Origin of the sequence: Inquilinus sp. NPDC058860 (assembly GCF_042743185.1) — a bacterium.
In the GTDB taxonomy this organism is placed as follows: Bacteria; Pseudomonadota; Alphaproteobacteria; order DSM-16000; family Inquilinaceae; genus Inquilinus.
In genome coordinates this window covers 25887-50151 of the sequence record NZ_JBHYMS010000027.1, presented here as the reverse complement: position 1 = coordinate 50151, position 24265 = coordinate 25887, and the positions used below count along the sequence as shown (strand labels likewise).

The window sequence follows — 24265 nt, the reverse complement described above, 5'->3', positions numbered from 1 at the left end:
CCGAAGCGTGTTTATCTTAGGTTATTATTCTATTTTATTGTCATCCTCGGGCTTGACCCGAGGATCCAGGGCTTTCAAAGCAGCTCTCGGTGGCCCCTGGATTGCCGGGTCAAGCCCGGCAATGACAATAAAAGTTTAGTTCTTCGCCTAGATCTGCAACCCGAAAAGCTTAACCGGACAGCCGTGGGCTTGACCCGGCAATCCAGAAGGTCTCGACATCCTCTGGATGCCCGGGTCGAGCCCGGGCATGACAACAGGGTGGGAGCCGCCATGCCGGAGGCGATGCGCCCATGAACCAGGCGGTGATCGCACATCTGCTGCAGGAGGCGCTGACCCTCACCCTGCTGCTGTCCTTGCCGGCGCTCGCCATCGCCGCCGCGGTCGGCCTCCTCGTCGGCCTGCTGCAGGCGGTGACGCAGATCCAGGACCAGACCCTGCCGATGGCGATCAAGGTGATCGCCGTCGTGCTGGCCCTGGTGCTGCTGGGCCCGATGCTGGCCAGCCCGCTGGTGCGCTACACCGACCGGATCTTCGCCGATTTCCCGGCGATCACCCGGGGCACGGTGCCGGCGGAACCCGGGCAGCGCTGATGATCGAATCGTTCCGGCTTCTGGCAGAGCTGGTCGGGCCCTACTTCACCGCCATCTCGGTCGCCATCGCCCGCGCCGTCGGGCTGGCCGCGGTGCTGCCGATCTTCTCCTGGCTCGGCCTCACCGGCCTCCTGCGCAACGCGGTGGTCATCGCCATCGCCCTGCCGATGGTGTCGCAGGTGACGTCCGAGCTGGCGGTGCTGACGCCGCTGCAGCCCGCCCAGGTGCTGATGCTGACGGCCAAGGAGGCGGTGATCGGCATCCTGCTGGGCCTGCTGTTCGGCCTGCCCTTCTGGGCGGCCGAGGCGGCGGGAGAGCTGATCGACATGCAGCGCGGCGTCAACGGCGCCTATCTGCTCGACCCCAACGCCTCGGGCCAGGCCTCGCCGGTCGGGACCCTGTTCGTCCTGGTGCTGCTGGCCCTGTTCTTCGCCGGCAACGGCTTCGGCGTGATGGCCGAGGCCCTCTACACCAGCTACGCCCTGTGGCCGGTCACCGAGCTGCTGCCGCCCTTCACCGGCGAGACGCCGACGCTGCTGCTGGGCCTGCTCGACCACGTGGTCCGGCTCGGCCTGCTGCTGGCCGTGCCGCTGGTGATCGTGATGCTGCTGGCCGACATCGCGCTGGCCGTGATCGGCCGCATGGCGCCGCAGCTCAACGTCTTCGACCTGTCGCTGTCGGTGAAGTCGGCGGCGCTGGTGCTGGTGCTGCCGATCTACGCCATCTTCCTGGTGCCGTATTTCAACGACAGCCTGGGCTCGATGCGCGGCGTGCTCGACCTCGCCCGGATGGTGCTGCCATGAGCCAGCAGACCAGCGAAGACAAGAGCCTCCCGGCCAGCGCCAAGAAGCTGGCGGACGCCCGGCGCAAGGGCCAGGTGGCGCACAGCCGCGACCTGGTCACGGTGGTCGCGCTGGTCGCCGGCCTCCTCTATCTCGGGGTCGAGGGCCCGGCGATCATGGAGGCGTTCCGCGCCATCCTGACCGAACCGATCGCCCTGACCGCCAAGCCGTTCGACCAGAGCTACACGATCATCCCGACCCTGCTGGCGCTGGCGGCCCGGATCGTCGCCCCGCTGGTGGCGGTCATCATCGTCGCCAGCGTCGTCGCCAATGTCGGCTTCCTGCGCGGCATCCCCTTCTCGCTCGACCCGCTGGTGCCGCGCGGCGACAAGATCAACCCGGTCGCCGGCTTCCAGCGGCTGTTCAGCCTGCGCAACCTGCTCGAATTCGTGAAGGCGGTGGTCAAGGCCTGCACCCTGATCGGGGTGATCGGGCTGCTCGCCCTCGGCGCCCTGCGCGCGGTGCTGGTGACGCCGCAATGCGGCCGCGACTGCATCGGCCTGGTGCTGGTGGCGACGCTGAAGCCGGTGCTGATCGGCATCATCGCGGTGCTGCTGGTCTTCGCCCTGATCGACATGGTGCTGCAGCGCTGGCTGTTCCAGCGCGACCAGCGGATGACCCGCAGCGAGATGAAACGCGAGCGCAAGGAGCAGGAGGGCGACCCGCACATCCGCAGCACCCGGCGGCAGCTGCATCGCGGCCTGGCCCGCGGCGAGGGCCGGTCCTCCGCGCCGACGCTGTTCGTCACCGACGGCGAGGTCACCGTCGGCATCCGCTTCGTCGCCGGCGAGACGGCGGTGCCGACGCTGGTCAGCAAGTCGTTCAAGGGCGGCATGGCCAACGTGCCGGTGGAGACGGCCCCCCTGCTGGCGCGGCAGCTGCACGCCGACGGCAAGATCGGCGAGGCCGTCCCGACCGAGCATTTCGACGCCCTGGCCCGCATCCTGCTGCGGCTCGGCGCGGTGTAGCCGAAGATCAGGGCGCCGCGGTCTCGCGCGGCAGGAAGGCGGCGATGATCGCCTCGGCCATGCGGATGAAGCGGGCGCTGGGCCCCTCGGCGCCGACGCTCTGCCGGCTCACCCGGGCGCCCTCCAGCAGCAGCCACAGCGTGTCCGCCAGCAGCTCCGCCTGTGTGGCGCCGGCGGCCCGGCACAGCCGCACCAGGCGGTCGCGCTGGGCCGTCTTGAAGTCCTCGATCACGCGCCGGGCGGGATGGCCGGGCTCGGTCAGCTCGACCGCGGCATTGACCATGTCGCAGCCGCGCGCGTCGGCGATCGCACATTCGGCCCCGGCCCGGACCCATTCATGCAGCTGCTCCGCCGGGTCGCCGGGATGCTTCTCCTCGAAGCGCGCCCAGATGGCGTCGGCCTCCCCGGCGAGACGCTGCAGGCATTCGACGATCAGGTCGTCCTTCGACCCGAAATGCCGGTACAGCGTCATCTTGTTGGTGCCGGCCGCCTCGGCGATGGCATCGACGCCGACGCCGCGATAGCCGTGCTTGTGAAACAGGTCGCGGGCCGTGCCGAGAATCCGGTCGCGCGGCCGCAGCTCGCAGCTGGGCCCGAACAGGCCCTCCAGCGCCGAGGGTGTGATCGTCGTCATAGCTCCTGAATTGCCCTTGACGGTATGATCGGTCTAGACCAATACTGTTACTTACCGGTAACACCCCAGCAGGATCAGGTCAAGATCCGACCCAGCCGGCGGGTGTTCGGGCCGAAGCTTCGCTTGACGACGGCCAGCCGGAACGATAATCAACCACAAAGTTAACTTAACCAAGGGGTTTAGCATGGCCTGGGGGTCGGCCTCGGCAATTTCCTGCGATGCGCGCGACGGCGGCGCGGTGCAGTGCCGTCTGCTCGGCCGGGCCGTGGAGTCGACCACGCCATGATCGGCTTCTTCATCCAACGCCCGATCTTCGCCTCGGCGATCGCGGTGATCATGGTGCTGGCCGGCGGCATCTCGTACTTCCTGCTGCCGGTCTCGCAATTCCCCGACATCACGCCGCCCCAGGTGGTGGTCAGCGCCACCTATCCCGGCGCCAGCGCCCAGGTGGTGGCCGACACCGTGACCACGCCGCTGGAGCAGCAGATCAACGGTGTCGAGGGCATGATGTACATGTCGTCGACCTCGTCGAACGACGGCACCGCGAACATCACCGTCACCTTCCAGGTCGGCTATCCGCTGAGCATCGCCGCGGTCGACGTGCAGAACCGGGTGTCGCAGGCGGCCTCGTCGCTGCCGGCGATCGTCAACCAGGGCGGCATCACGATCCAGAAGCAGAATCCGAACTTCGTCCTGATCGTCGACCTGACGTCGCCGGACGGGTCGGTCGACCCGGTGGAGCTGAGCAACTACGCCTATCTGCAGATCGTCGACCCGATCAAGCGCCTGCCCGGCGTCGGCAACGTCCAGATCTTCGGCGAGCGGCGCTATTCCATGCGCATCTGGCTGGACCCGGACAAGCTGGCCAATCTGGGCGTCACCGCGGTCGACGTGCAGAACGCCGTCGCCGAGCAGAACGTGCAGGTGGCGGCCGGCAAGATCGGCCAGTCGCCCGCCCCCGCGGGCACCGCCTTCGAGCTGCAGATCAACGCCACCGGACGACTGAGCGACCCGGCCCAGTTCGGCGACATCGTCGTCCGCGCCGACCCGGCGACCGGATCGGTGGTGCGGCTGCGCGACGTCGCCCGGATCGAGCTGGGGGCCCTGCAATACTCGTCCTCGGGCTATTTCGGCGGCCGGCCCGCGGTCGTCGTGGCGGTGTTCCAGCAGCCGGGGTCGAACGCGCTGGCGCTGCAGGAGGCCGTGCAGGCCAAGATGGAGGAGCTGAAGCAGCGCTTCCCCCAGGGCATCGAATACGGCATCCGCTACGACACCACCCGCTTCGTGTCGGCGGCGATGGAAGACGTGCTGAAGACGCTGCTCGAGGCGCTGGCGCTGGTCGTGCTGGTGGTCTTCGTCTTCCTGCAGAACTGGCGCACCACCCTGATCCCCGTCATCGCCATCCCGGTGTCGCTGATCGCGACCCTGGTGATCATGGACGGCATGGGCTTCTCGCTGAACATGCTGAGCCTGCTCGGCATGGTGCTCGCCATCGGGCTGGTGGTCGACGACGCGATCGTGGTGGTCGAGAACGTCGAACGCCAGCTCGAGGCCGGGCTGCCGCCCCTGGCGGCGACGCGCAAGGCGATGAGCGAGGTCACCGGCCCGATCATCGCCACCACCGCGGTGCTGATGGCGGTGTTCATCCCGGTCGCCTTCATCCCCGGCGTGTCCGGCCGCCTCTACAACCAGTTCGCGCTGACCGTCGCCATCTCCGTCGGCCTGTCGGCCTTCAACTCGCTGACGCTGAGCCCGGCCTTGAGCGCCGCGTTCCTGCGGCACCGGGCGCACACCCCCTTCTTCCTGTTCCGCTGGTTCAACGCCGGCTTCAACGCGCTGTCGCACGGCTATGCGGCGCTGGTGCGCTTCCTGATCCGCATCCGCTGGCTGGTCATGATCCTGTTCGTGGCCGGCCTCGGCCTGACCTACTGGGTGTCGACGCGACTGCCCTCGACCTTCCTGCCGGTCGAGGACCAGGGCTATTTCTTCGTCGTCATCCAGCTGCCCGACGGCGCGTCGCTGGAGCGCACCGAGGCGGTGGCGAAGAAGACCCGCGCCATCCTGGAGGCGACGCCGGGGATCGAGACGGTCGGCGAGATCGTCGGCCTGAACTTCCTGACCAGCGCCGCCCAGTCGAACTCCGCGGCCCAGTTCGCCATCCTGAAGCCGTGGTCCGAGCGCGGGCCGGACCAGAGCGCGTCGGCCCTGGCCCAGAAGGTGGGTGCGCAGCTGATGCAGATCCCCGATGCCTTCGCGCTGGCCTTCGACCCGCCGTCGATCCCGGGCATCAGCACCACGGGCGGCTTCGAATTCCAGGTCGAGGACCTGTCCGGCCAGGGCGTCGCCGCCCTGGACGCGGCGACCCAGGCGGTGCTGGCCGAGGCGCGGAAGCAGCCCGAGCTGGACCCGCACCAGATGTTCAGCACCTTCAGCACCACGACCCCGCAGTACAACTACGACCTGGACCGCAACAAGGCGAAGACGCTGGGGCTGAATCTGCCCGACGTGTTCAACACGCTGCAGATCTATCTGGGGTCGCTCTACGTCAACGACTTCAACCTGTTCGGCCGCACCTTCCGCGTCACCCTGCAGGCGGACAAGGACGCCCGCGGATCGGCGACCGACATCTCGCGCCTGTATGTCCGCAATTCGGAGGGCGGCATGGTGCCGCTGAGCACGCTGGGCGACCTGAAGCCGATCGCCGGGCCGGACACGGTGCCGCACTACAACAACTACAACTCGGCCAAGATCAACGGCGCCCCGGCCCCCGGCTACAGCTCGGGCCAGGCGATCGCGGCGATGGAGCGGGCGGCCGCCACGGCACTGCCGCGTGACTTCGGCTATGAATGGACCGGCATCACCTTCCAGGAGCTGCAGGCGGGATCGGTGGCGGCCCTGGTGTTCGGCCTCGCCCTCGTCTTCGTGTTCCTGATCCTGGCGGCCCAGTACGAAAGCTGGTCGATGCCGTTCATGGTGCTGCTGGCGGTGCCGCTGGCCCTGTTCGGGGCATTCGCGGCGCTGTGGGCCCGGCAGATGCAGATCGACGTCTACTCGCAGATCGGCCTGGTCATGCTGATCGGCCTGGCGGCCAAGAACGCCATCCTGATCGTGGAGTTCGCCAAGCGCCTGCGCGAGGAAGGCCACAGCATCGTCGAAGCGGCGGCGGAAGCCGGGCGGCTGCGTCTCCGGCCGATCCTGATGACGGCCTTCGCCTTCATCCTGGGCGTGGTGCCGCTGATGCTCGCCACCGGCGCCGGCGCCGCCAGCCGCCAGTCGATCGGCACCACCGTGTTCGGCGGCATGCTGGCCGCCACCGTCCTGACCCTGATCTTCGTTCCCGTGTTCTATGCCGTGATCGAGTCCTTCCGCGAACGCCGCGGCGACACGGACAGCCCCCATGTCACCGACGGCCATCGGCTGGAGCCGAAGGCCGGCCCGGCCGAATAGAGTGGAGAATCGCGCCATGCGCGTCCGTACCGTCGTCTTGGGATCGATCGTCGTGGCTGCCGCCGTCGTCGCCGGCCTGTACCAGACCGGCCGCCTCCCCCCGGCCCTGTTGGCGCTGGGCGGTGAAACGGCGCAGGCCGAAGCCGCGCCGGGCGGGCCGCCCCAAGCCATGCCGGTGCCGGTGGCTGCGGTGCTGAAGCGGTCGCTGCCGGTCTATCTCGACTATTCCGCGCGCACCGAATCGATCGCCGCCATCAGCCTGCAGGCCAAGGTGTCCGGCTATATCCAGGCGCAGCCGGCAGCCGACGGCAGCGACGTCAAGCAGGGCGACCTGCTGTACAAGATCGACCCCCGCGACTTCCAGGCCGCGCTGGACCAGGCCAACGCCCAGTTGCAGCGCGACCAGGCCAATATCGACTATCTGCGCTCGAACTACGACCGCGGCAGCGAGCTGAGCAAGAACGGCTGGCTGGACAAGGACACCTTCGACCAGCGCCAGAGCAATCTGAAGCAGGCCCAGGCCACCCTGGCCAGCGACCAGGCGGCGCAGCGCCAGGCCGAGCTGAACCTGGGCTACACCGAGATCCGGGCCCCCTTCGCCGGGCGGCTCGGCCGCAACCAGGCGGCGACGGGGACGCTGGTCAGCGTCGGCGGCAGCCCGGTCAACACCCTGGTGCAGCTCGACCCGATCTACGTCACCTTCAACCCCAGCGAGACCGAGCTGACCAAGATCCGGACCGCGCAGGCCGCGGGCAAGGTCGCGGTCGACGTGCTGCTGCCGGGCGAGACCGAGGCGAAGCACCAGGGCGAGCTGACCTTCCTGGACAACGCGGTCGACAACCAGACCGGGACGATCCTGGCCCGCGCCACCGTCCGCAACGGCGACTTCGCCCTGCTGCCCGGCCAGTATGTCCGCGTGCGCGTCCATCTGAAGCCGCAGCCGGATGCGCTGATGGTGCCGCAGGTGGCGGTCGCCGCCAGCCAGTTCGGCCGTTACGTTTATGTCGTCAGCAAGGACAACAGGGCGGAGCAGCGGCTGGTGACGCTGGGGGGGACGGACGGCGCCCTGGTCTCGGTCGAGAAGGGTCTGGCCGAGGGCGACCGCGTCATCACCGGCAACCTGCAGAAGATCTTCTTCCCCGGCATGCCGGTGCAGCCGCTGCCGCAGCAGCAGGCCAACGCCGGGTCGTAACGAGCGGCTGTCGCTCCGGACGTAGGTTGGGTTCGCCGGGGAACATTTCGCCGCCGGCGCGCGCGGGGGCCGATGACATGTTGGGTTCGCGGATCGCGAACCCAACCTACGGGAGCCCCTATCCGTCCAGCCGCCGCATCAGGTCCCGCGTCGCCGGGTACAGATCCTTGAACACGCCGAACTGCCGCCGGTAGAGCTCGGCCTGGGCGGGGTCGGGCGCGATCTCCGACGCGGTCGGGTTCCACGCCCGGATGTCGCCCGGTTCGACGTCGCCGACCGCGAGCGCGGCCAGGAAGGCGTCGCCGTAGCTGGCGCCGAAGGTCTTCTGCCGCAGGATCTGCGGAAGGCCGGAGATGTCGGAGGTCGCCTGCGACCACACCCGGTTCCTGGTGCCGCCGCCGACAGAGTACACCGCGCGCGGCACCTGCCCCGCCTCGCGGTAGGTTTCGACGATATGGGCGGTGCCGCAGGCGATGCCTTCGAACACCGCCCGGCAGATGTCGCCGCGGGTGTGGGTCAGGTTCAGGCCGAACAGCACGCCCTTGGCCTGCGGGTCGTGGATCGGCGTGCGCTCGCCGGAGAAATAGGGCAGCAGCACCAGCCCTCGCGCCCCGGGCGGCGACTGCTGCGCCTCCGCCACCAGCGCCGGGATCGCCGAGGCCGGGTCGAGCTCGCGCGCGAACTGGTCGCGGAACCAGTGGCTGAGCGTGCCGCTGGTGGCGAGGCCGGCCAGCGCCGCGTGCTGGCCGGGCATCAGCCAGGGCGCCCACCACAGCCGCGGGTCGCGCAGCCGGGTGTCGCCGAGCAGGATGGTGAAGATGGTCGACCCGTACATCACCATCATGTCGCCGCTGTCGAGCACGCCGACGCTGATCGCCTCCGCCGCCGCGTCGATGGTGCCGGCGATCACCGGCGTGCCCTCGGCCAGCCCGGTCTCCGCCGCCGCCTGCCGGGTGACAGTGCCGACGATGTCGGTGCTCCAGGCCAGGTCCGGCATCTGGCCGAGATCGACGATGCCCGGCGCCAGTTCATCGCTCCAGGCCAGCTCGTCGGCCAGGTAGAACGGGCTGGAGTTGGCCGCGGTGTAGTGGTCGATGACAAAGCGCCCGGTCAGCTTGTGCACCAGGAACGAGGTCGAGGTCAGGATCTTCGCCGTGCGGGCGAAGATCTCCGGCCGGTTGCGCTTCAGCCACAGGATCTTGGGGCCGACCGACTGCGAGGTCAGGGCGTTGCCGCAGCGCTCCAGCAGCACGTCCTCGCCGATCTGGGCGGTGAGGTCCGCGATCTCCTGATGGGCACGGGTGTCGACGCCGTACAGCACGCCGTTCATCAGCGGCTCGCCCGCCGCATCGACCGGCAGCATGCACGGGCCGATGGCGCTGGTGCCGACCGCCCGGATCGAGGAGGCCGGCACGCCGCTGTCGGCCAAGAGCTTGCGGCAGAGGAAGGTGACGTCGTCCCACCAATCCTCCTTCGGCCGATGCTCGGCCCAGCCCGGCTGCGGCACGATCAGCTTGTGCGGCCTGGCGGCCATGGCGGCGATGCTGCCATCCGCCGCCACCAGCACGCCCTTGGATTCGAAGGTCCCGATGTCGATGCCGAGGTAATAGGTCATGTCTCGTACCGGTCGCGGTCCAGGCTGAAGCTTTCGTCGATGCGGCCGATGCCGGCGGCCAGCAGGCGCGCCAGCCCGGCCAGGTCGGACAGGTCGCAGATCTCGAGCGAGGAATGGGTGCCGCGGGCCGGGTAGCCGAGATCGATCGCGGCCACGCCGGCATTGACCAGCTGCACATAGGAGGAATCGGTCAGCAGGCCGACATGCGCGCTCTTCTGCAGCGCGATGCCCGCGCCGCGGGCGGTCTCGCCGAACAGGGCAACCAGCGCCGGATGCGGGATGGTGCCGTTCAGCGTGCCGCGGCCATGGAAGCTGTACAGGCTCATCGCCGGGCCGCCGCCGAGGCGGACGTCGCCGCGCTGCGCCATGTCCGGCGTGTCGGTGGCGAGGATGATGTCGAGCTGGATGGCGATGTCCGGCGCCAGCACCTGCGCCGCCGTGACCGCGCCGCGGAGGTTGAACTCCTCCTGCACCGAGAACACCAGATGCACGGTCGGGCGCCGCTGTGCCGCCAGCAGCGCCCGGGCGACCTCGACGATCACGGCGCAGCCGGCCCGGTCGTCCACCGCGGTGCCGGCGATGCGGTCGCCCGCCAGATCGACCACCTTCGGCGCGTAGACCACGGGCGTGCCGATGTCGATGCCGGCGGCCAGCACCGCAGCGGCGCTGTCGAAGCCGGCGTCGATGTAGATCTCGGGATAAGGCAGGACCCGGTACTTCTCCTCCTGCGAGGTGGCGTGGTGGCTCTTGTTGGCGATCACCCCCGGCACGTCCCGGCCGGCGCCGACGCAGAACACCACCGGCTGCGAGGCCAACGCCTTCTCCGGCACCCCGCCCAGCCGCTCCACCCGCACCAGCCCGCCGGGCTCGATCTTGCGGACGATCAGGCCCAGCTGGTCCATATGGGCGAACAGCATCACGCTCGGCCCCGCGACCGTGCCCTCGACGGTCGCGATCAGGTTGCCGAGCCGGTCGGAGCGCGAGGCGATACCGAGGCCGGAGAGCAGCCCGGCGAGATGCCGGCGCACCCGCCCCTCATGGCCGCTGAGGCCGGGGATCAGCATCAGCTCAGACACCAGCCCGCGCAGGCGCTGCTTGGCCGGGTCGGTGCCCGGCAGGTCCGTCGCCATCGCCGTCAGCCCTTCCGCGCCGCCCGGGCCAGGCGCATGAACTCCGCCGCCCGCTCGGGGTCCACCGCGTTCCAGGTGTGGCCGTCGACCTTGAGCGAGGAGCCGACGATGCAGCCGTCCGCCACCCGCAGCACGTCGGCGACGGTCTCGTGCTTGACCCCGGTGTTGGCCAGGACCGGGGTGTGGGGCAGCGCCTGCTTCACCGCCTCGAGATCCGACATCGCCGCGGCCTCGCCGGTGATCGTGCCGGAGACCAGGACGGCGTCCGGGATGCTGGAGAACACCGCGCTGCGCGCCCGGTCGGCCAGGTCGCGGCGGTCGAGCGACCAGGCGAATTCGGCGGAGATGTTGTACAGCATGGCGAGGTCGCCGCGGCCGAGCCGGTTGCGATAGCGCATCGCCGCGCCGGCATCCGGGTTCCACGGCCCCATATCCGAGGCGTAGGTGCCGGTCATGATCTCGCGGATGAAGGCGGCGCCGGTGGCGGCCGCCAGCGCGACCGAGCCGGCCGGGTCCCACAGCACGTTGACGCCGAACGGCACCGTGATCTCCGGCCGCAGCCGGCCGATCAGATAGGCCATGGTCGCGGTCGAGGCGGTATCGACCTCGAACTCGTAGGGCCGGTCGTTCTCGTTGCCGAACATCACGGCGTCGAAGCCGGCCGCCTGCAGCGCCTGCAGGTCCCGCCGGGCACCGTCGAGCAGCCCGTCGAGACCGGCCGCCGAGTCGTAGAGCGGCGCGCCCGGCAGGGCCCCGAAATGCACCATGGCGATCACCGGCTTCGTGTCGCCGAACACCCGCTGGAAATTGCCTGTAGCGCCCATTCGCGCGCGTCCCTTCCCTGCTCCGAGTGGCGTAGAACGGCTCCCCGGCCGCTCCCTTGCGCCCCCATTGAGGCCGCATCATACTCAGGATCGCCTTCGGCACCCGCCGAAATCGCATCCTTGGTCGTCATGTCGTGAAACGTTTCACGATGGCGGTTCGAGGGATAACGGTTCGGGACGGCCGAGGGCGACAAAAACGATAATGCCACAGGGAGATTCGCGGTGAAGCTACAGGACTACGACCGCCTCGTCGGGGCGCAGGCCAGCCGGCGCACGGTTCTGAAGGGTGCGGCCGGGCTCGGCGCCGCCCTGGGTACGACGGGCCTGTTCGGCCCCCTCTCCTCCACCGCGCTGGCGCAGAACGACCTGCGCGCCCAGATCCTGCAGATCCCGGGCGTCGGCAAGGGATCGCCCACCGACGCCGACTGGCAGAAGGTCGGCGAGCTGTGCCTCGGCCCGACCAAGGCGCTGGTCAAGGAAGGCGAGTTCAACGGCGTCCAGCTGACCTTCATGGGGCTGAACAACCAGAATCTGCACAACCTGCTGTTCCGCGGCTTCCTGAAGCCTTGGGAGGCCTATACCGGCGCCAGGATCACCTGGATCGACCTGGCCCAGGCCGACTACAACCCGCGGCTGCAGCAGGCGATCGCCACCGGCACGGTCGATTTCGACATCGTCGAGATGGGCGCCCCGTTCGAGGGCGACGTCTGCGGCAAGGGCCTGGCCTCGGAGATGCCCGACTGGGTCAAGGCCCAGATCGAGATGGACGACTATGTCGGCTACCTCAAGGCCCCGGTCGGCACCTGGGAGGGCAAGACCTACCGGATCTCGATCGACGGCGACTGCCACACCTTCAACTACCGCACCGACGTCTTCTCCGACGCCGACCTGGCCAAGGCCTGGAAGGACGGTGGCGGCCAGGGCGAATGGGGCGTGCCGAAGACCTGGCAGCAGGTCCAGGCGGCGACCAAGTTCCTGAAGGGCAAGCAGGTCGGCGGCCAGGACGCCTATGGCTATCTCGACGCGCCCAAGGCCTGGGGCGGCTTCGGCTTCTATTTCCTGGGCAGCCGCGCCTCGGCCTATGCCAAGCACCCGAACGACAAGGCCTGGCTGTTCGACATCGACACCATGAAGCCGCGGATCAACAATCCGGCCTGGGTGCGGGCGATCCAGGACGTGATCGACGCCCTGCCGTCGGAGCCGGCGGACCAGCTCGGCGCCGATCCCAACACCACCGCCTTCCAGCAGTTCCTGGCCGGGACCGGGTCGATGGTGGCGTGGTGGGGCGATGTCGGGTCGAACGCCAAGACCAGCGATTCCTCGGTCATCGGCGACGTCTGCAGCTTCAGCATCCTGCCGGGCTCGGACGATGTCTATAACGCCAAGACCGGGGCCTGGGACAAGCTGCCGGGCGGCCCGAACTATGCGCCGAACATGGCCTATCTGGGCTGGGGCGTCTACGTCATGGCCCGCGTCGACAGCGATGCCGTCAAGCACAAAGCGGCCTGGAGCGCCGCGGCCCATCTCGGCGGCAAGGACCTGTCGCTGTGGACCTCGGCCTACCCGTCCGGCTTCCAGCCGTACCGGAACAGCCACTTCCAGATCCCGGAATGGGTCGCCGCCGGCTATGACGAGGCCTTCATCACCTCCTACCTGAAGGCCAACGCGGACTCCTACAACCACCCGAACGCGGCGATCGAGCCGCGCATCCCCGGCATCTTCCAGTACTACAGCGTGGCCGAGGACGAGCTGGCCAAGGTCTTCGCCGGCCAGGGCACCGCCCAGTCCGGCGCCGACGCCATCGCCGCAGCCTGGGAGAAGATCACCGACCAGATCGGCCGGGACAAGCAGATCGCCCTGTACAAGGCATCGCTCGGGCTGTGAGACCCGGCGTAATTCAACCCTTCCCCGGGCCGCTTGTTTCCTTACCCCCCACCCCCCCGGGGGTGGGGGTTAGGGGGAGGGGGTTCGCGCCGCCGGGCCGGGAACCCACAAAGCGTCAGCCCGGAGGCGACGGCTCTCTTCGATCGACAGCCCCCTCCCCCTACCCCCCTCCCGCGGGGGGAGGGGGGACACTGTCTATCTGCCCTTCCGCAGCTATCCCCGGATCAGCATGAGCGAAGCGGAGATCGGCGCCCTCGCCGGCGATCACAGCATCAAGCCCGTCTCGTCGCACATCCCGGCCGGCCGCAAGGTCGCGGGGCGGTGGCTGGTCCGGGTCGCCACGCTCCTGCTCGCGGCGATGCTGCTGCTGCAGGTGCTGGATTCGGCCGAAGTGGTCGCCATCGGCTTCGAGACCTGGCGCCCCCTGCTCTACACCTATCTGGCCTGGGCGGTGGCGCTCGGCGCCGGCCAGGTGATGATCCGGGGCGAGGCCGGGCACCGGGCGCTGTTCCTGCTGCCGGCGGTGCTGTTCACCGTGTCGATGGTGATCTTCCCGACCCTTTTCGGGCTCTACATCGCCTTCACCGACTGGAACCTCAGCTCCTTCGCCGGCCGGCAGCTCAACGGCCTCGACAACCTCCGCACCCTGTGGGCCGATCCATATTACTGGAACGCGCTCGGCAACATGGTCTGGTACGTGCTGGCCGTGCTGGTGCAATACGCCATAGCCTTCGGCCTGGCGCTGCTGCTGAACGCCGAGATCCGGGCCCGCAAGTTCTTCCGCGTCGCCTTCCTGATGCCGTTCATGCTGAGCCCGGTCGCGGTCAGCTGGATGATCGGCAAGTCGATCATGGAATACCGCTTCGGCCCGGCGGCGTCGCTGGCCCGGTTCCTGGGCTGGGAGAACCCGGCCTTCTTCGCCTCGCCCTGGATGGCGCGGCTCAGCATCATGGCGATGGACGGCTGGGTCTCGATCCCCTTCATCATGATCCTGCTGCTGGCCGGGCTGCAGGCCATACCAAACGACATCCTGGAGGCGGCGCGGATCGACGGCGCCAAGGCCTGGCAGTCCTTCTGGAAGATCACCTTCCCGCTGATGCTGCCGGTCAGCGTCACCGCGGTGATCCTTCGGATCATCTTCGAGCTGAAGCTGGCCGACATCGTCATCAACGTCACGGCGGGCGGGCCCGGCGGCGCCACCGACACGGTGTCGAGCTTCATCTATCGCGAGTACCGGGACCGGTCGAATGTCGGCTACGGCACCATGCTGGCGCAGGTCTATTTCATCATGATCATCGTCTTCGTGACCGGCCTCTTGAGCCTGGTCAGCCGCTGGATGCGGCGGCTGACATGACCCGCGGGGCGACCTGGCGCGCCAAGCGCATCTCCGGCCGCACGCTGCTCTACGCCGTGGCGCTGCTGTGGGCCTTCATCTCGCTGTTCCCGATCTACTGGACGGTGACGACCTCGTTCAAGACCGCGGTCGACGTCACCCAGGGGCATCTTATTCCGTGGATCGACTACCAGCCGGACTGGCGCGGCTGGCGCTCGCTGGGCCTGTCGCCGGACACGATCGGCGCCACCTCGACGGTGCGCGAGGAGTTCCTGCTGCGCTTCGAGAACAGCATCGTGGCCTCGGTCGGCGCCTCGCTGCTGGCGGTCGCCATCGGCTCGCTCGCCGCCTACGGCCTCAGCCGCTTCCGCTACAAGTTCGGCCCCTGGCGGAACAAGGACATCTCGTTCTGGTTCCTGTCGCAGCTGATCCTGCCGCCGGTGGTTTTGGCGATGCCGTTCCTGGTGCTGTACAAGGAGCTGGCGCTACTGGACACCCGGATCGGGCTGATCCTGGTCTATGCGCTGATGGTGCTGCCGATCGTGATCTGGATCATGCGCGACCAGTTCGCCACCATCCCGATCGAGCTGGAGGAGGCGGCGCGGGTCGACGGCGCGACGGTGTGGCAGGCCTTCCTGCGCATCGTGCTGCCGCTGGCCCTGCCCGGCATGGTGGCGGCCTTCATCCTGTCGGTCGTGCTGTGCTGGAACGAGTATTTCTTCGCCGCGCTGCTGACCAGCACCGACGCCAAGACCCTGCCGGTGATGGTGGCCAGCCAGACCGGGTCGCAGGGCATCAACTGGTGGTCGATGGCGGCGCTGTCGACCGCGGCGATCGCGCCGCTCGCGGTCATCGGCATCTTCCTCGAGCGCTACATCATCCGCGGCCTGACCGCGGGCGCGGTGAAATAGGGAGGGCAGCCAGCCCTCCCCCCACCCTCACCAGCAGACGAAGCCGCCGTCGACGATCAGGTCGACGCCGGTGCAGAAGGACGAGGCGGCGCTGGCCAGGAACACGGCCGGGCCTACCAGCTCGTCCACCGACGCCATCCGGCCCATCGGCGTGTCGCGCTCGAAGATCTTGCGCTGCTCGGCCACCTCGGGCCGCAGGTTCATCGGTGTCAGCGTGTAGCCGGGGCTGATCGCGTTCACCCGCAGGCCGCGATCGGCCCATTCCATCGCCAGGCTCTTGGTCAGGTGGATCACCCCGGCCTTGGAGGTGTTGTAATGCGCCTGCAGCAGGCCGCGATTGACGATCGAGCCCGACATCGAGGCGATGTTGACGATCGAGCCCCGGCCGCGCGGCAGCATCACCCGGGCCTCGGCCTGGGCCGACAGGAACACCCCGGTCAGGTTGACATCGATGGTGCGCTGCCACTGCGCCTCCGGCAGGTCCTCCGCCGCCGTCGCGTTGGCGATCCCGGCGCAGTTCACCGCGACCGCGAGTTCGCCGAGCTGGGCCTCGACCGCGTCGACCGCCGCCGCAAGATCGGCGGCCCGGGTCACGTCGCCGGTCAGGGTCAGCGCCCGGCGGCCCAGCGCCCGGATGCGACCGGTGGTGTCGGCGAGACCGGCCTCCGACGCCGACAGGTCGAACAGGGCGACATCGGCGCCGGCCTCGGCCAGGCCGACGGCGATGCGCTGGCCGATGCCGCTGCCGGCGCCGGTGACGAAGGCGATCTGATCATCGAGCCGGAAGATCTGCACGGTCGGATATTCCCTTGAATCAGCGGGTTGCGAGTTCCATCACCGCGACGCGGCTGGCCTGGTCGCGGTCGAGAATGCCCTGGTTGCGGCCGCGGGCCAGCACCATGATCCGGTGCGACAGGCCCAGCACCTCGTCGAGGTCGGAGCTGACCACCACCACCGCCATGCCGGAGGCGGCGAGGCCCGCGATCACGTCGTAGATCGCGGCGCGGGCGCCGACATCGATGCCGCGCGTCGGCTCGTCCAGGATGAACACCTTGGGGTCGCGCGCGATCCATTTCGCGATCACGACCTTCTGCTGGTTGCCGCCCGAGAGATTCCCGGCGCGCTGCCCCGGCGTGCCCTTCACCCCCATCCGGGCGATCAGGTCGGCGGCGAAGCCGCGCACCCGGGCCGGGCTGATCCAGCCGCCGGGGGCGATGCGGTCGAAATTGGCATAGGCGATGTTGTCGGCGATCGAGTGGTCCAGCACCACGCCCTGCAGCTTGCGGTCCTCCGGCACCAGCATGACCCCGGCCCGGATCGCGTCGGACGGGCCGCGCAGGTCGACCGGCCGTCCGTCCACCGTCACCCGGCCCGACGCCACGGGATCGGCGCCGACGACGCCGCGCACCAGCTCGGTCCGCCCGGCGCCGACGATGCCGGCGATGCCGAACACCTCGCCCGCCCGCACGGTGAAGCTGACGTCGCGGAAGCCGCCGTCGGCGGCGGTGAGGCTGGAGACCTCGAGCCGCGCCTGCGGCTCAGGCACCGAGACGGACGGGAACATCCGGTCGACGCTGCGGCCGACCATCTGCTCGACCAGCGTCTTCACCGGCACCTGCGCCGTGTCATGGGTGGCGACGAGGCGGCCGTCACGCAGCACCGCGACCCGGTCGGCGATGCGGGCGATCTCGTCCAGCCGGTGACTGATATAGATGAAGGAGACGCCGTCGCGCTTCAGCCGCTCGATCTGCTGGAACAGCCGCTCCGTCTCCTCCCCGCCCAGCGCCGCGGTCGGCTCGTCCAGGATCAGCAGGCGGGAGTTCAGGGTCAGGGCCTTGGCGATCTCGACCTGCTGCTGCGCCGCCACCCTGAGCTCGCGCACCAGCTTCGTCGGGGCGATGTCGAGGCCCAGGCGCTGCAGCTGCTCGCCGGCGCGGCGGTTCATCTCCGCCCGGTCGATCCGGCCGCCTTTGGTCGGCAGCCGGCCGACGAACACGTTCTCCGCGATCGTCAGGTCCGGCAGCAGCTTCATCTCCTGGTGGATCAGGCCGATGCCGGCGGCGATCGCGTCCCCCGGCCGCGTCGGAGCATAGGGTTCGCCCTGCCAGGTCATGTGGCCCGTGCTGGGCGGCACCAGGCCGGAGATGACCGAGGACAGGGTGGACTTGCCGGCGCCGTTCTCGCCCAGGAGCGCCAGCACCTCGCCCGGACGGATGTCGAGGTCGACATCCTGCAGCACGGTGATGCCGCCATAGGCCTTGCCGATGCCGCGGATGGAGAGCCCCTTGGGGCTCTCCGCCACGGCGGCGCGAACGGCGCCCGCCATCAGGGGTGCTTCTCGATGAAGCCGGCGACGTTGTCCTTGGTCGTCAGCGTCGCCGCCTGCAGCTGCTCGGCCGGGACGGTCTTGCCGTCCGCCAGCTCCAGCGCCGACTGCAGCGCCAGCCGGCCCATCTGCTGGGTGGTCTGGGTCATGGTCGCGTCCAGCGTGCCGGCCTGCACCGCCTTCAGCCCGGCGACGTCGCCGTCGAAGCCGAAGATCCAGGTCTTGTGGTCGAGATTGGCGACCTTCACCGCCTGGGCGGCGCCCAGCGCCAGCGCGTCGGCCCGGCCGAAGAACACCGAGATGTCGGGGTCGCGCTGCAGCATGTCCTGGGCGATGTTGAAGCCCTCGTCCTGCATCCACATGGTGCTGGCCTGCTTGGCCACGACCTTGAGGTCCGGGCACTTGGCCAGCGCCTCGGTGAAGCCCTTGTCGCGGTCCTGCTCCGGCGTCGTGCCGAGCTGGCCCTGGACGATGGCGACATTGCCCTTGCCGCCGGTGACCTTGCAGACGTATTCGCCGAGCGTGCGGGCCGCGGCGACGCTGTCGGTGGCGATGAAGGTGTCGCCCGGCGCGTCGGCCGGGTTGCGGTCCACGGCCACGACCGGGATGCCGGCGGCCTTGGCTGCCTTCACCGGGACGCTGGCGGCGGTGGCGCCGGCCGGGATGTAGATCAGCGCGTCGATCTGCTGGGTGATCAGGTCCTGGATCTGGCTGACCTGGGTGGCGGAATCGCCCTTGGCGTCGACGGTGACGACCTTGATCCCCTGTTCCTTGGCCGAGGCCTCGACCGACTGCTTGATCTGGTTGAAGAAGTCGGCCTGCAGGTTGGCGACGGCCAGGCCGATCACCTTGTCCTTGGCCCAGGCCGGGGAGCCGAGGGCGGTGCCGGCCAGCAGCGCCAGCGCGGCGATGGCGATACGGGTCTTCATGGGTCGATCCTCTCCTGTTGCGACGGCGTTGCCGTCTTTGTGCACGGTCAGCGGTTGCGCCGGCCGAGGGTGTCGAAGGTGACGGCGGCGGCGATCACGAGGCCGATCACCACCTGCTGCACGAAGGGCGAGACGCCGAGCAGGTTCAGCCCGTTGCGCAGAACGCCGATGATCAGGACGCCGACCACCGTGCCGCCGATGCTGCCGACGCCGCCCGACAGGCTGGCGCCGCCGATCACGACCGCGGCGATGGTGTCGAGCTCGTAGCCGAGGCCGGCGCTGGGCTGCGAGGAATCGAGCCGCGAGGCCAGCGCCATGCCGGCGATGCCGGCCAGCGCCCCGGCCGCGGCATAGACCGCGATCGTCACCCGGCCGACATGGATGCCGGCCAGGCGCGCCACCTCGCGGCTGCCGCCGATGGCGTAGAGGTTGCGGCCGCTGGGCCGGAAGGTCAGGTACAGCCAGCTGACCACGACCAGCACCAGGAACAGCGCCACGGTCAGCGACAGGAAGCCGAAGTTGCGCACGGTGGCGAGCGCGGTGAACCAGTCGGGATAGCCGACGATCTGGGTGCCGTCGGTCAGGATATTCGCCAGGCCGCGGGCCACCGACATCATCGTCAGCGTGGCGATGAAGGCGGGCAGCCGGGCGATCGTGATCAGAAGGCCGGAGGCCAGGCCGCAGACCGCGCCGGCGCCGATGCCGAGCAGGATGGCCAGCGCCATCGGCAGCTCCATGTCGCGCGCCAGCCAGCCCATCACCATCATAGACAGCGCCAGGACCGAGCCGACCGACAGGTCGATGCCGCCGATCACGATCACCGCCGTCATGCCGATGGCGAGGATGCCGAGGACGGTGACCTGGTCGAGCACGTTGAGGCCGTTGCGGACCGACAGGAAATGGTCGGAGGCGAAGGAGAAGATCACGCACAAGAGGATCAGGCCGATCAGCGGGCCCTGGGCGCCGCTGGTCAGGCTGATCCGCGGCAGGATCGTCCTGGTGGCCGGTCGGTCGATGCGCGCTTCCATTCCCTACATCCTTTTCGTGTCACCAGGCGGGGCAGATCAGCGCCCCGCCGCCTCCGGCGGTACCGTGCTCCCGGCCGCCTCCGGCGGCAGGCCCGAGGCGCGCCGCACCGCCCGCCGCCAGCCGTCCCGCTCGGCCCGGCGCCGATCGGCCGGCATCGCCGGGGCGAAGCCGTCGCGGGCGCGGGGCAGCGCCGCGAGGCCGTCCCAGTCCCAGATCCCGGCGCCGAGCCCGGCCAGATGCGCCGCGCCGAGCGCCGAGAGCTCGGCCGTGTCCGACCGCAGCACCTCGCAGCCGGCGAGGTCGGCCAGGGCCTGCATCAGCACCGGGTTGCGGGTCGGCCCGCCATCGACATGCAGCGCCCGGACCTGGCCGACGCTGCGGTCGATCGCCTCGACCACGTCGGCGATCTGGTGCGGGATCGATTCCAGCGCCGCGCGGGCGATGGCAGGCCGGCCGCTGCCGAGGGTGAAGCCGGCCAGCAGGCCGACCGCGTTGAGGTCCCACCACGGCGCGCCCAGCCCGTTGAAGCCGGGCACCAGGTAGACGCCGTCGCTCGAGGCCTCCGCCGCAAGGTCCGCCAACTCCTGCGTCGACAGGCCCAGCAGCTCGGCCGCCCAGCGCAAGGTCGACCCGGCCGAGCGGATATTGCCTTCCGCAGCCAGCGCCGGGCCGTCGACCGACCAGGCGATGGTCAGGCACAGGCCGGGGTCCAGCGCCTCGGCCCGGTCGATCAGCCCCATGACGGAGGAGCCGGTGCCCATCGTCGCCTTGATCTGGCCCGGGGCGAAGGCGCCATGGGCGAACAGCGCCGCATGGGAATCGCCGAGCACGGCCGCCACCGGCACGCCGTCCGGCAGCGGGTCGAGGCCGCGGACGGACGGGAACGGGCCGGTCGAGGACACCACGCGCGGCAGCGCCGCCTCCGGCACGCCGAACAAGGCCATCAGGTCGGGGTCCCAGGCGGCGCGGCGGACATCCAGCAGCTGGGTGCGCGAGGCGTTGCCGGCCTCGGTCACCGCCTCGCCGCCGAAGCGGCTGAGCAGCCAGGCATCGACCGTGCCGAGGCAGATCGCGCCGGATTTCGCCCGGACGCGGTCCGGGTCGAGCCTGTCGAGCAGCCACTTCGCCTTGGCGGCCGAGAACATCGGGTCGAGCGGCAGGCCGCTGCGCTCGCGCGCCAGCCGCTCGGCGTCGGGCGAGCGCAGCGCCTCGCACAGCGCGCCGGTGCGCTGGTCCTGCCAGCTGATCAGCGGCGACAGCGCCTCGCCCGTGCGGCGATCCCACATCAGCAGGGATTCGCGCTGGGTGCTGAAGCCGACCGCCGCGACCGAGCGGGGATCCCGCCCCTGCAGGCAGGCGGCCACGGCCGCGCGCACGCTGCCCCAGATCGCCATCGGGTCCTGCTCGACCCAGCCCGGCTTGGGATGCGTCTCGCCCAGTGGCGCGGAACCCCGCGCGACCACCGCACCCGCGGCATCGACCAGCAGCGCCTTGGTGGAGCTGGTGCCCTGGTCGATGGCGAGGACGAACGGCATGGTCAGGCCACCAGCTCGCGGGCGGCGGCGGCGATGCCGGCCGCATTGAGCCCGAAATGGTCGAGCAGGAAGGCGGCGCTGCCGGTCGGGGCGAAGCCGGTGACGCCGAGGATGCGCATCGGCACCGGCCGGCCCTGCACCACGACCTCGGCCACGGCGCCGCCCAGCCCGCCCTGCACCACCGCCTCCTCGACGGTGACGATGCGGCCGGTCTCGGCCGCAGCGCGCAGCAGCGGCTCTGGGTCGAGCGGCTTGAGGGTGGCGACGTTCAGCACACGGGCCTCAACCCCCTGCGCGGCCAGAAGCTCCGCCGCCTCCAGCGCCCGCGACACCATGGTCCCGGTCGCCACCAGCGTGACGTCGCCGCCGGCGCGCAGCTGCTGCGTCGCGCCGCCGTCGAAGCTGGCACCCGCCGGCGTCACCTCGGGCACCGGGAACCGGCCAATGCGCAGGAACACCGGGCGGCCGGCATCGGCGGCCCAGCGCACCGCCGCGCGGGTCTGGGCCGGGTCGGCCGGCACCATCACCGTCAGCTCGGCGATCGCCCGGGTCCAGGCCAGATCCTCGATCGAATGATGGGTCGGCCCCAGCTCGCCATAGGCCATGCCCGGGCTCATGCCGCACAGCACGATCGGGTATTGGCTGTAGGCCGCGTCGGCCTTGATCTGCTCCAGCGCCCGGCCGGTCAGGAAGGGCGAGGCGGCGCAGACGAAGGGCAAGAAGCCGCCATTGGCCAGGCCGGCGGCGACCCCGACCATGGCCTGCTCGGCGATGCCGACATTGACCAGCCGGTCGGGGAACTCGGCGGCGAAGCCGGTCAGGTTGCTGGACCCGACGGAGTCGTTGCACACCGCGACGATGCGCCGGTCGGTCCGCGCCAGCTCGGTCAGGGTCTCGGCGAAGGCCTTGCGGCAGTCGAAGGTGCCGGCCTTGGCGACGACATCGGCACTCATCGCGCGACCTCCGCCAGAGGTGCAACCTCCGCCAGGGCCTGCTCGATCTGCGCCGGCGACGGCACCTTGTGGTGCCATTCCACGCGGTCTTCCATGAAGGACACGCCCTTCCCCTTGATCGTGCGGGCGATGACGCAGCGCGGCCTGCCGGCCGGCGCGGCGGTGAAGGCGGCCCACAGCGCGGCGTGGTCGTGGCCGTCCAGTTCGACCGTCTCCCAGCCGAAGGCGCGCCACTTATCGGCCAGCGGCTCCAGCCGGTTGGTGTCCTCGGTGCGGGCGCCCTGCTGCAGCCGGTTGCGGTCGACGATGGCGGTCAGGTTGTCCAGGCCGCGATGGCCGGCGGACATCGCCGCCTCCCAGTTGCTGCCCTCCTGCAGCTCGCCGTCGCCGAGCACGACGAAGGTCCGCCAGGGGTTCCCGGACAGCCGCGCCGCGATGGCGCTGCCGACGCCGATCGGCAGGCCGTGGCCGAGCGGGCCGGTGTTCGCCTCCACCCCCGGCACCTTGCGCCGGTTCGGGTGGCCGTTCAGCACCGAGAGCGGCGCCATGAAGCTGCCGAGCAGATCTGCCGGGATGAAGCCGCGCAGCGCCAGCGTGCTGTAGAGCGCGGCGGCGCAATGGCCCTTACTGAGGATGAAGCGGTCGCGGTCGGGCCGCGCCGGTTCGGCGGGATCGAGGTCGAGCACGCCGAAGAACAGCGTCGCCAGGATGTCGGTCACCGACAGGTCGCCGCCGACATGGCCGAGGCCGGCCTGCCCGATCATGCGCAGCACGGAGGCGCGGATCTCCGCCGCCGCCCCGGCCAGGAGGCGCGCCCGCTCGGCCCCGTCCGCCGCGGCGATGCGCGCCGGGTCGGGGACCAGGTCGAGGACGAATGGGGGCTTGGGATCGAGCACCGCTCCTCCGGATTGAATAATTATTCATACTCAGATTTAAATTCATGCTATCGGTGAGTCGAAACTGCGTCAAGCCGCTCGATCCGACCGCTCGCTCAAATACGAAAATAGGAGGAGATTCGTCGACAGGATTGGCGAAGGCGCGCAGCTTTCGCTTGACCCGGCCGCGTCCGGCGTCTGAATAATCAGCCTGTGATGCATAAATTTTCTAATCAGCCGAACCGGCGCCAGACGATCGAGGCCGCCTGCCGATGAGCCGCATCAACGAGCTTCGCCTGATCACCCGGGTGGCGCAGATGTACTATGTCGACCGGCTGAAGCAGTCCGACATCTCGCAGCGGCTGCACATCTCGCAGGCCACGATCTCGCGCCTGCTGAAGCGGGCCGAGGACGAGTCGATCATCCGCATCACCATCAACGCGCCGCGCGGCACCTATGTCGACCTGGAGACGGGGCTGCGCGACCGCTTCGGCCTGGCCGAGGCGATCGTCGCCGAATGCGGCGAGGACCGCGAGGACTCGATCCTGGCCGGCATCGGCGACGCCGCGGCGCATTTCCTGGAGACGACGCTGGACCCGGGTGAGGTGATCGGCATCTCGTCCTGGAGCGCGTCGCTGCTGCGCATGGTCGACGCCATCAACCCGCTGAAGCGGGTGGCGGCCGAGCGGGTGGTGCAGATGCTGGGCGGCATGGGCAACCCCGCCGTGCAGGGCCACGCCACCCATCTGACCACACGCCTGGCCCAGCTGACCGGGTCGCAGCCCCAACTGCTGCCCGCCCCCGGCGTCGCCGGATCGGCCTCGGCCAAGCGCGCGCTGCTGGCCGACCCCTATGTCCGGGCGACGATCGAGCAGTGGCGGCGCATCACCCTGGCGCTGGTCGGCATCGGCGCGGTCGAGCCGTCGAAGATGCTGGCCAACAGCGGCAACGTCTTCACCGGCGAGGAGCTGGAGGCGGTGGGCCGGGCCGGCGGCGTCGGCGACATCTGCCTGCGCTTCTTCGGCGCCTATGGCGCCCCGGTCCAGACGCCGCTGGACGAGCGGGTGATCTCGATGTCGCTCGACGAGATCGGCACCATCCCGCGCATCGTCGGCGTCGCCGGCGGCGCCCGCAAGGTGGCGGCGATCCGCGGCGCCCTCCTCGGCCGCCACATCAACATCCTGATCACCGACCGCTTCACGGCGGAGAAGCTGCTGGCCCAGTCCGACGGCGACTTCGCCCGCTGAA

The 24265-nt window shown here is 69.9% G+C and carries 20 protein-coding genes; 9 read left to right on the top strand and 11 right to left on the bottom strand.

Annotated features, from left to right (window positions below):
• The first annotated feature begins 290 nt into the window (after nt 1-290).
• From sctS to ACFW16_RS19355, 3 genes are read left to right on the top strand one after another with little or no spacing between them, the layout of a single operon-like run.
• Nucleotides 291-590 carry a type III secretion system export apparatus subunit SctS gene (sctS, locus tag ACFW16_RS19365; RefSeq protein WP_380307959.1) on the top strand — a complete coding sequence of 100 codons (300 nt, stop codon included), beginning with the start codon at nt 291-293 and terminating at the stop codon, nt 588-590.
• Nucleotides 590-1393 carry a type III secretion system export apparatus subunit SctT gene (gene sctT / locus ACFW16_RS19360; RefSeq protein ID WP_380307957.1) on the top strand — a complete coding sequence of 268 codons (804 nt, stop codon included), beginning with the start codon at nt 590-592 and terminating at the stop codon, nt 1391-1393. Before sctS ends, sctT begins: the two co-directional genes overlap by 1 nt.
• Complete coding sequence (locus tag ACFW16_RS19355; protein WP_380307955.1) at nt 1390-2400, top strand: EscU/YscU/HrcU family type III secretion system export apparatus switch protein; 1011 nt, start codon at nt 1390-1392, stop codon at nt 2398-2400. Before sctT ends, ACFW16_RS19355 begins: the two co-directional genes overlap by 4 nt.
• Nucleotides 2401-2407: 7 nt before the next feature.
• Here ACFW16_RS19355 and ACFW16_RS19350 read toward each other — a convergent pair whose 3' ends face one another.
• Nucleotides 2408-3034 carry a TetR/AcrR family transcriptional regulator gene (locus ACFW16_RS19350; protein WP_380307953.1) on the bottom strand — a complete coding sequence of 209 codons (627 nt, stop codon included), beginning with the start codon at nt 3032-3034 and terminating at the stop codon, nt 2408-2410.
• A gap of 282 nt (nt 3035-3316) precedes the next feature.
• Here ACFW16_RS19350 and ACFW16_RS19345 point away from each other — a divergent pair, with 282 nt between their 5' ends.
• Together ACFW16_RS19345 and ACFW16_RS19340 are read left to right on the top strand one after the other, a co-directional pair.
• Nucleotides 3317-6481 (top strand): efflux RND transporter permease subunit, encoded by a 3165-nt coding sequence (locus ACFW16_RS19345; protein WP_380307951.1) that lies wholly within the window; start codon nt 3317-3319, stop codon nt 6479-6481.
• 16 nt (nt 6482-6497) lie between these two features.
• Nucleotides 6498-7673 (top strand): efflux RND transporter periplasmic adaptor subunit, encoded by a 1176-nt coding sequence (locus ACFW16_RS19340; RefSeq protein ID WP_380307949.1) that lies wholly within the window; start codon nt 6498-6500, stop codon nt 7671-7673.
• 118 nt (nt 7674-7791) lie between these two features.
• Here the strand turns inward: ACFW16_RS19340 and ACFW16_RS19335 are convergent, their stop codons facing one another.
• Genes ACFW16_RS19335 through ACFW16_RS19325 form a run of 3 tightly spaced genes read right to left on the bottom strand, consistent with a single transcriptional unit; the run spans nt 7792 to nt 11242 of the window.
• Nucleotides 7792-9288 (bottom strand): FGGY-family carbohydrate kinase, encoded by a 1497-nt coding sequence (locus tag ACFW16_RS19335; protein WP_380307948.1) that lies wholly within the window; start codon nt 9286-9288, stop codon nt 7792-7794.
• Complete coding sequence (locus ACFW16_RS19330; RefSeq protein ID WP_380307946.1) at nt 9285-10418, bottom strand: M42 family metallopeptidase; 1134 nt, start codon at nt 10416-10418, stop codon at nt 9285-9287. Before ACFW16_RS19330 ends, ACFW16_RS19335 begins: the two co-directional genes overlap by 4 nt.
• Nucleotides 10419-10423: 5 nt before the next feature.
• Nucleotides 10424-11242 (bottom strand): BtpA/SgcQ family protein, encoded by an 819-nt coding sequence (locus ACFW16_RS19325; RefSeq protein WP_380307944.1) that lies wholly within the window; start codon nt 11240-11242, stop codon nt 10424-10426.
• A gap of 222 nt (nt 11243-11464) precedes the next feature.
• Here ACFW16_RS19325 and ACFW16_RS19320 point away from each other — a divergent pair, with 222 nt between their 5' ends.
• The 3 genes from ACFW16_RS19320 to ACFW16_RS19310 all read left to right on the top strand — a co-directional run bounded on the left by ACFW16_RS19320 (nt 11465) and on the right by ACFW16_RS19310 (nt 15370).
• Complete coding sequence (locus ACFW16_RS19320; protein ID WP_380307942.1) at nt 11465-13126, top strand: hypothetical protein; 1662 nt, start codon at nt 11465-11467, stop codon at nt 13124-13126.
• Between the two features lie 229 nt (nt 13127-13355).
• Nucleotides 13356-14480 carry a carbohydrate ABC transporter permease gene (locus ACFW16_RS19315; protein WP_380307940.1) on the top strand — a complete coding sequence of 375 codons (1125 nt, stop codon included), beginning with the start codon at nt 13356-13358 and terminating at the stop codon, nt 14478-14480.
• Nucleotides 14477-15370, top strand: coding sequence for a carbohydrate ABC transporter permease (locus ACFW16_RS19310; protein WP_380307937.1), 894 nt, complete (start codon nt 14477-14479; stop codon nt 15368-15370). The genes ACFW16_RS19315 and ACFW16_RS19310 overlap by 4 nt, the downstream gene beginning before the upstream one ends.
• A gap of 27 nt (nt 15371-15397) precedes the next feature.
• Here the strand turns inward: ACFW16_RS19310 and ACFW16_RS19305 are convergent, their stop codons facing one another.
• From ACFW16_RS19305 to ACFW16_RS19275, 7 genes are read right to left on the bottom strand one after another with little or no spacing between them, the layout of a single operon-like run.
• Nucleotides 15398-16165 (bottom strand): SDR family oxidoreductase, encoded by a 768-nt coding sequence (locus ACFW16_RS19305; protein ID WP_380307935.1) that lies wholly within the window; start codon nt 16163-16165, stop codon nt 15398-15400.
• A 19-nt stretch (nt 16166-16184) separates the two neighbouring features.
• A complete protein-coding gene (locus tag ACFW16_RS19300) occupies nt 16185-17696 on the bottom strand; it encodes a sugar ABC transporter ATP-binding protein (RefSeq protein ID WP_380307933.1) in 1512 nt (503 codons plus the stop codon).
• On the bottom strand, nt 17696-18625 hold the full coding sequence (locus ACFW16_RS19295; RefSeq protein ID WP_380307931.1) for a sugar ABC transporter substrate-binding protein: 930 nt from the start codon (nt 18623-18625) through the stop codon (nt 17696-17698). The genes ACFW16_RS19300 and ACFW16_RS19295 overlap by 1 nt, the downstream gene beginning before the upstream one ends.
• Nucleotides 18626-18672: 47 nt before the next feature.
• On the bottom strand, nt 18673-19653 hold the full coding sequence (locus ACFW16_RS19290) for an ABC transporter permease (RefSeq protein ID WP_380307929.1): 981 nt from the start codon (nt 19651-19653) through the stop codon (nt 18673-18675).
• Between the two features lie 36 nt (nt 19654-19689).
• A complete protein-coding gene (locus ACFW16_RS19285; RefSeq protein WP_380307927.1) occupies nt 19690-21189 on the bottom strand; it encodes a glycerol kinase in 1500 nt (499 codons plus the stop codon).
• Nucleotides 21190-21191: 2 nt separating this feature from the next.
• Nucleotides 21192-22142, bottom strand: a complete 951-nt coding sequence (locus ACFW16_RS19280) for a transketolase family protein (protein WP_380307925.1) — start codon at nt 22140-22142, stop codon at nt 21192-21194.
• Nucleotides 22139-23038: a transketolase gene (locus ACFW16_RS19275; protein WP_380307923.1), complete on the bottom strand. Its 900-nt coding sequence runs from the start codon at nt 23036-23038 to the stop codon at nt 22139-22141. Before ACFW16_RS19275 ends, ACFW16_RS19280 begins: the two co-directional genes overlap by 4 nt.
• 251 nt (nt 23039-23289) lie before the next feature.
• Between ACFW16_RS19275 and ACFW16_RS19270 the strand changes: the two genes are divergently transcribed.
• On the top strand, nt 23290-24264 hold the full coding sequence (locus ACFW16_RS19270; protein WP_380307921.1) for a sugar-binding transcriptional regulator: 975 nt from the start codon (nt 23290-23292) through the stop codon (nt 24262-24264).
• The last annotated feature ends 1 nt before the right edge of the window (nt 24265 follow it).

Coding starts and splice junctions, on each gene's coding strand:
- sctS (WP_380307959.1), top strand. CDS start 291: ATGAACCAGGCGGTGATCGCACATCTGCTGCAGGAGGCGCTGACCCTC.
- sctT (WP_380307957.1), top strand. CDS start 590: ATGATCGAATCGTTCCGGCTTCTGGCAGAGCTGGTCGGGCCCTACTTC.
- ACFW16_RS19355 (WP_380307955.1), top strand. CDS start 1,390: ATGAGCCAGCAGACCAGCGAAGACAAGAGCCTCCCGGCCAGCGCCAAG.
- ACFW16_RS19350 (WP_380307953.1), bottom strand. CDS start 3,034: ATGACGACGATCACACCCTCGGCGCTGGAGGGCCTGTTCGGGCCCAGC.
- ACFW16_RS19345 (WP_380307951.1), top strand. CDS start 3,317: ATGATCGGCTTCTTCATCCAACGCCCGATCTTCGCCTCGGCGATCGCG.
- ACFW16_RS19340 (WP_380307949.1), top strand. CDS start 6,498: ATGCGCGTCCGTACCGTCGTCTTGGGATCGATCGTCGTGGCTGCCGCC.
- ACFW16_RS19335 (WP_380307948.1), bottom strand. CDS start 9,288: ATGACCTATTACCTCGGCATCGACATCGGGACCTTCGAATCCAAGGGC.
- ACFW16_RS19330 (WP_380307946.1), bottom strand. CDS start 10,418: ATGGCGACGGACCTGCCGGGCACCGACCCGGCCAAGCAGCGCCTGCGC.
- ACFW16_RS19325 (WP_380307944.1), bottom strand. CDS start 11,242: ATGGGCGCTACAGGCAATTTCCAGCGGGTGTTCGGCGACACGAAGCCG.
- ACFW16_RS19315 (WP_380307940.1), top strand. CDS start 13,356: ATGAGCGAAGCGGAGATCGGCGCCCTCGCCGGCGATCACAGCATCAAG.
- ACFW16_RS19310 (WP_380307937.1), top strand. CDS start 14,477: ATGACCCGCGGGGCGACCTGGCGCGCCAAGCGCATCTCCGGCCGCACG.
- ACFW16_RS19300 (WP_380307933.1), bottom strand. CDS start 17,696: ATGGCGGGCGCCGTTCGCGCCGCCGTGGCGGAGAGCCCCAAGGGGCTC.
- ACFW16_RS19295 (WP_380307931.1), bottom strand. CDS start 18,625: ATGAAGACCCGTATCGCCATCGCCGCGCTGGCGCTGCTGGCCGGCACC.
- ACFW16_RS19290 (WP_380307929.1), bottom strand. CDS start 19,653: ATGGAAGCGCGCATCGACCGACCGGCCACCAGGACGATCCTGCCGCGG.
- ACFW16_RS19285 (WP_380307927.1), bottom strand. CDS start 21,189: ATGCCGTTCGTCCTCGCCATCGACCAGGGCACCAGCTCCACCAAGGCG.
- ACFW16_RS19280 (WP_380307925.1), bottom strand. CDS start 22,142: ATGAGTGCCGATGTCGTCGCCAAGGCCGGCACCTTCGACTGCCGCAAG.
- ACFW16_RS19270 (WP_380307921.1), top strand. CDS start 23,290: ATGAGCCGCATCAACGAGCTTCGCCTGATCACCCGGGTGGCGCAGATG.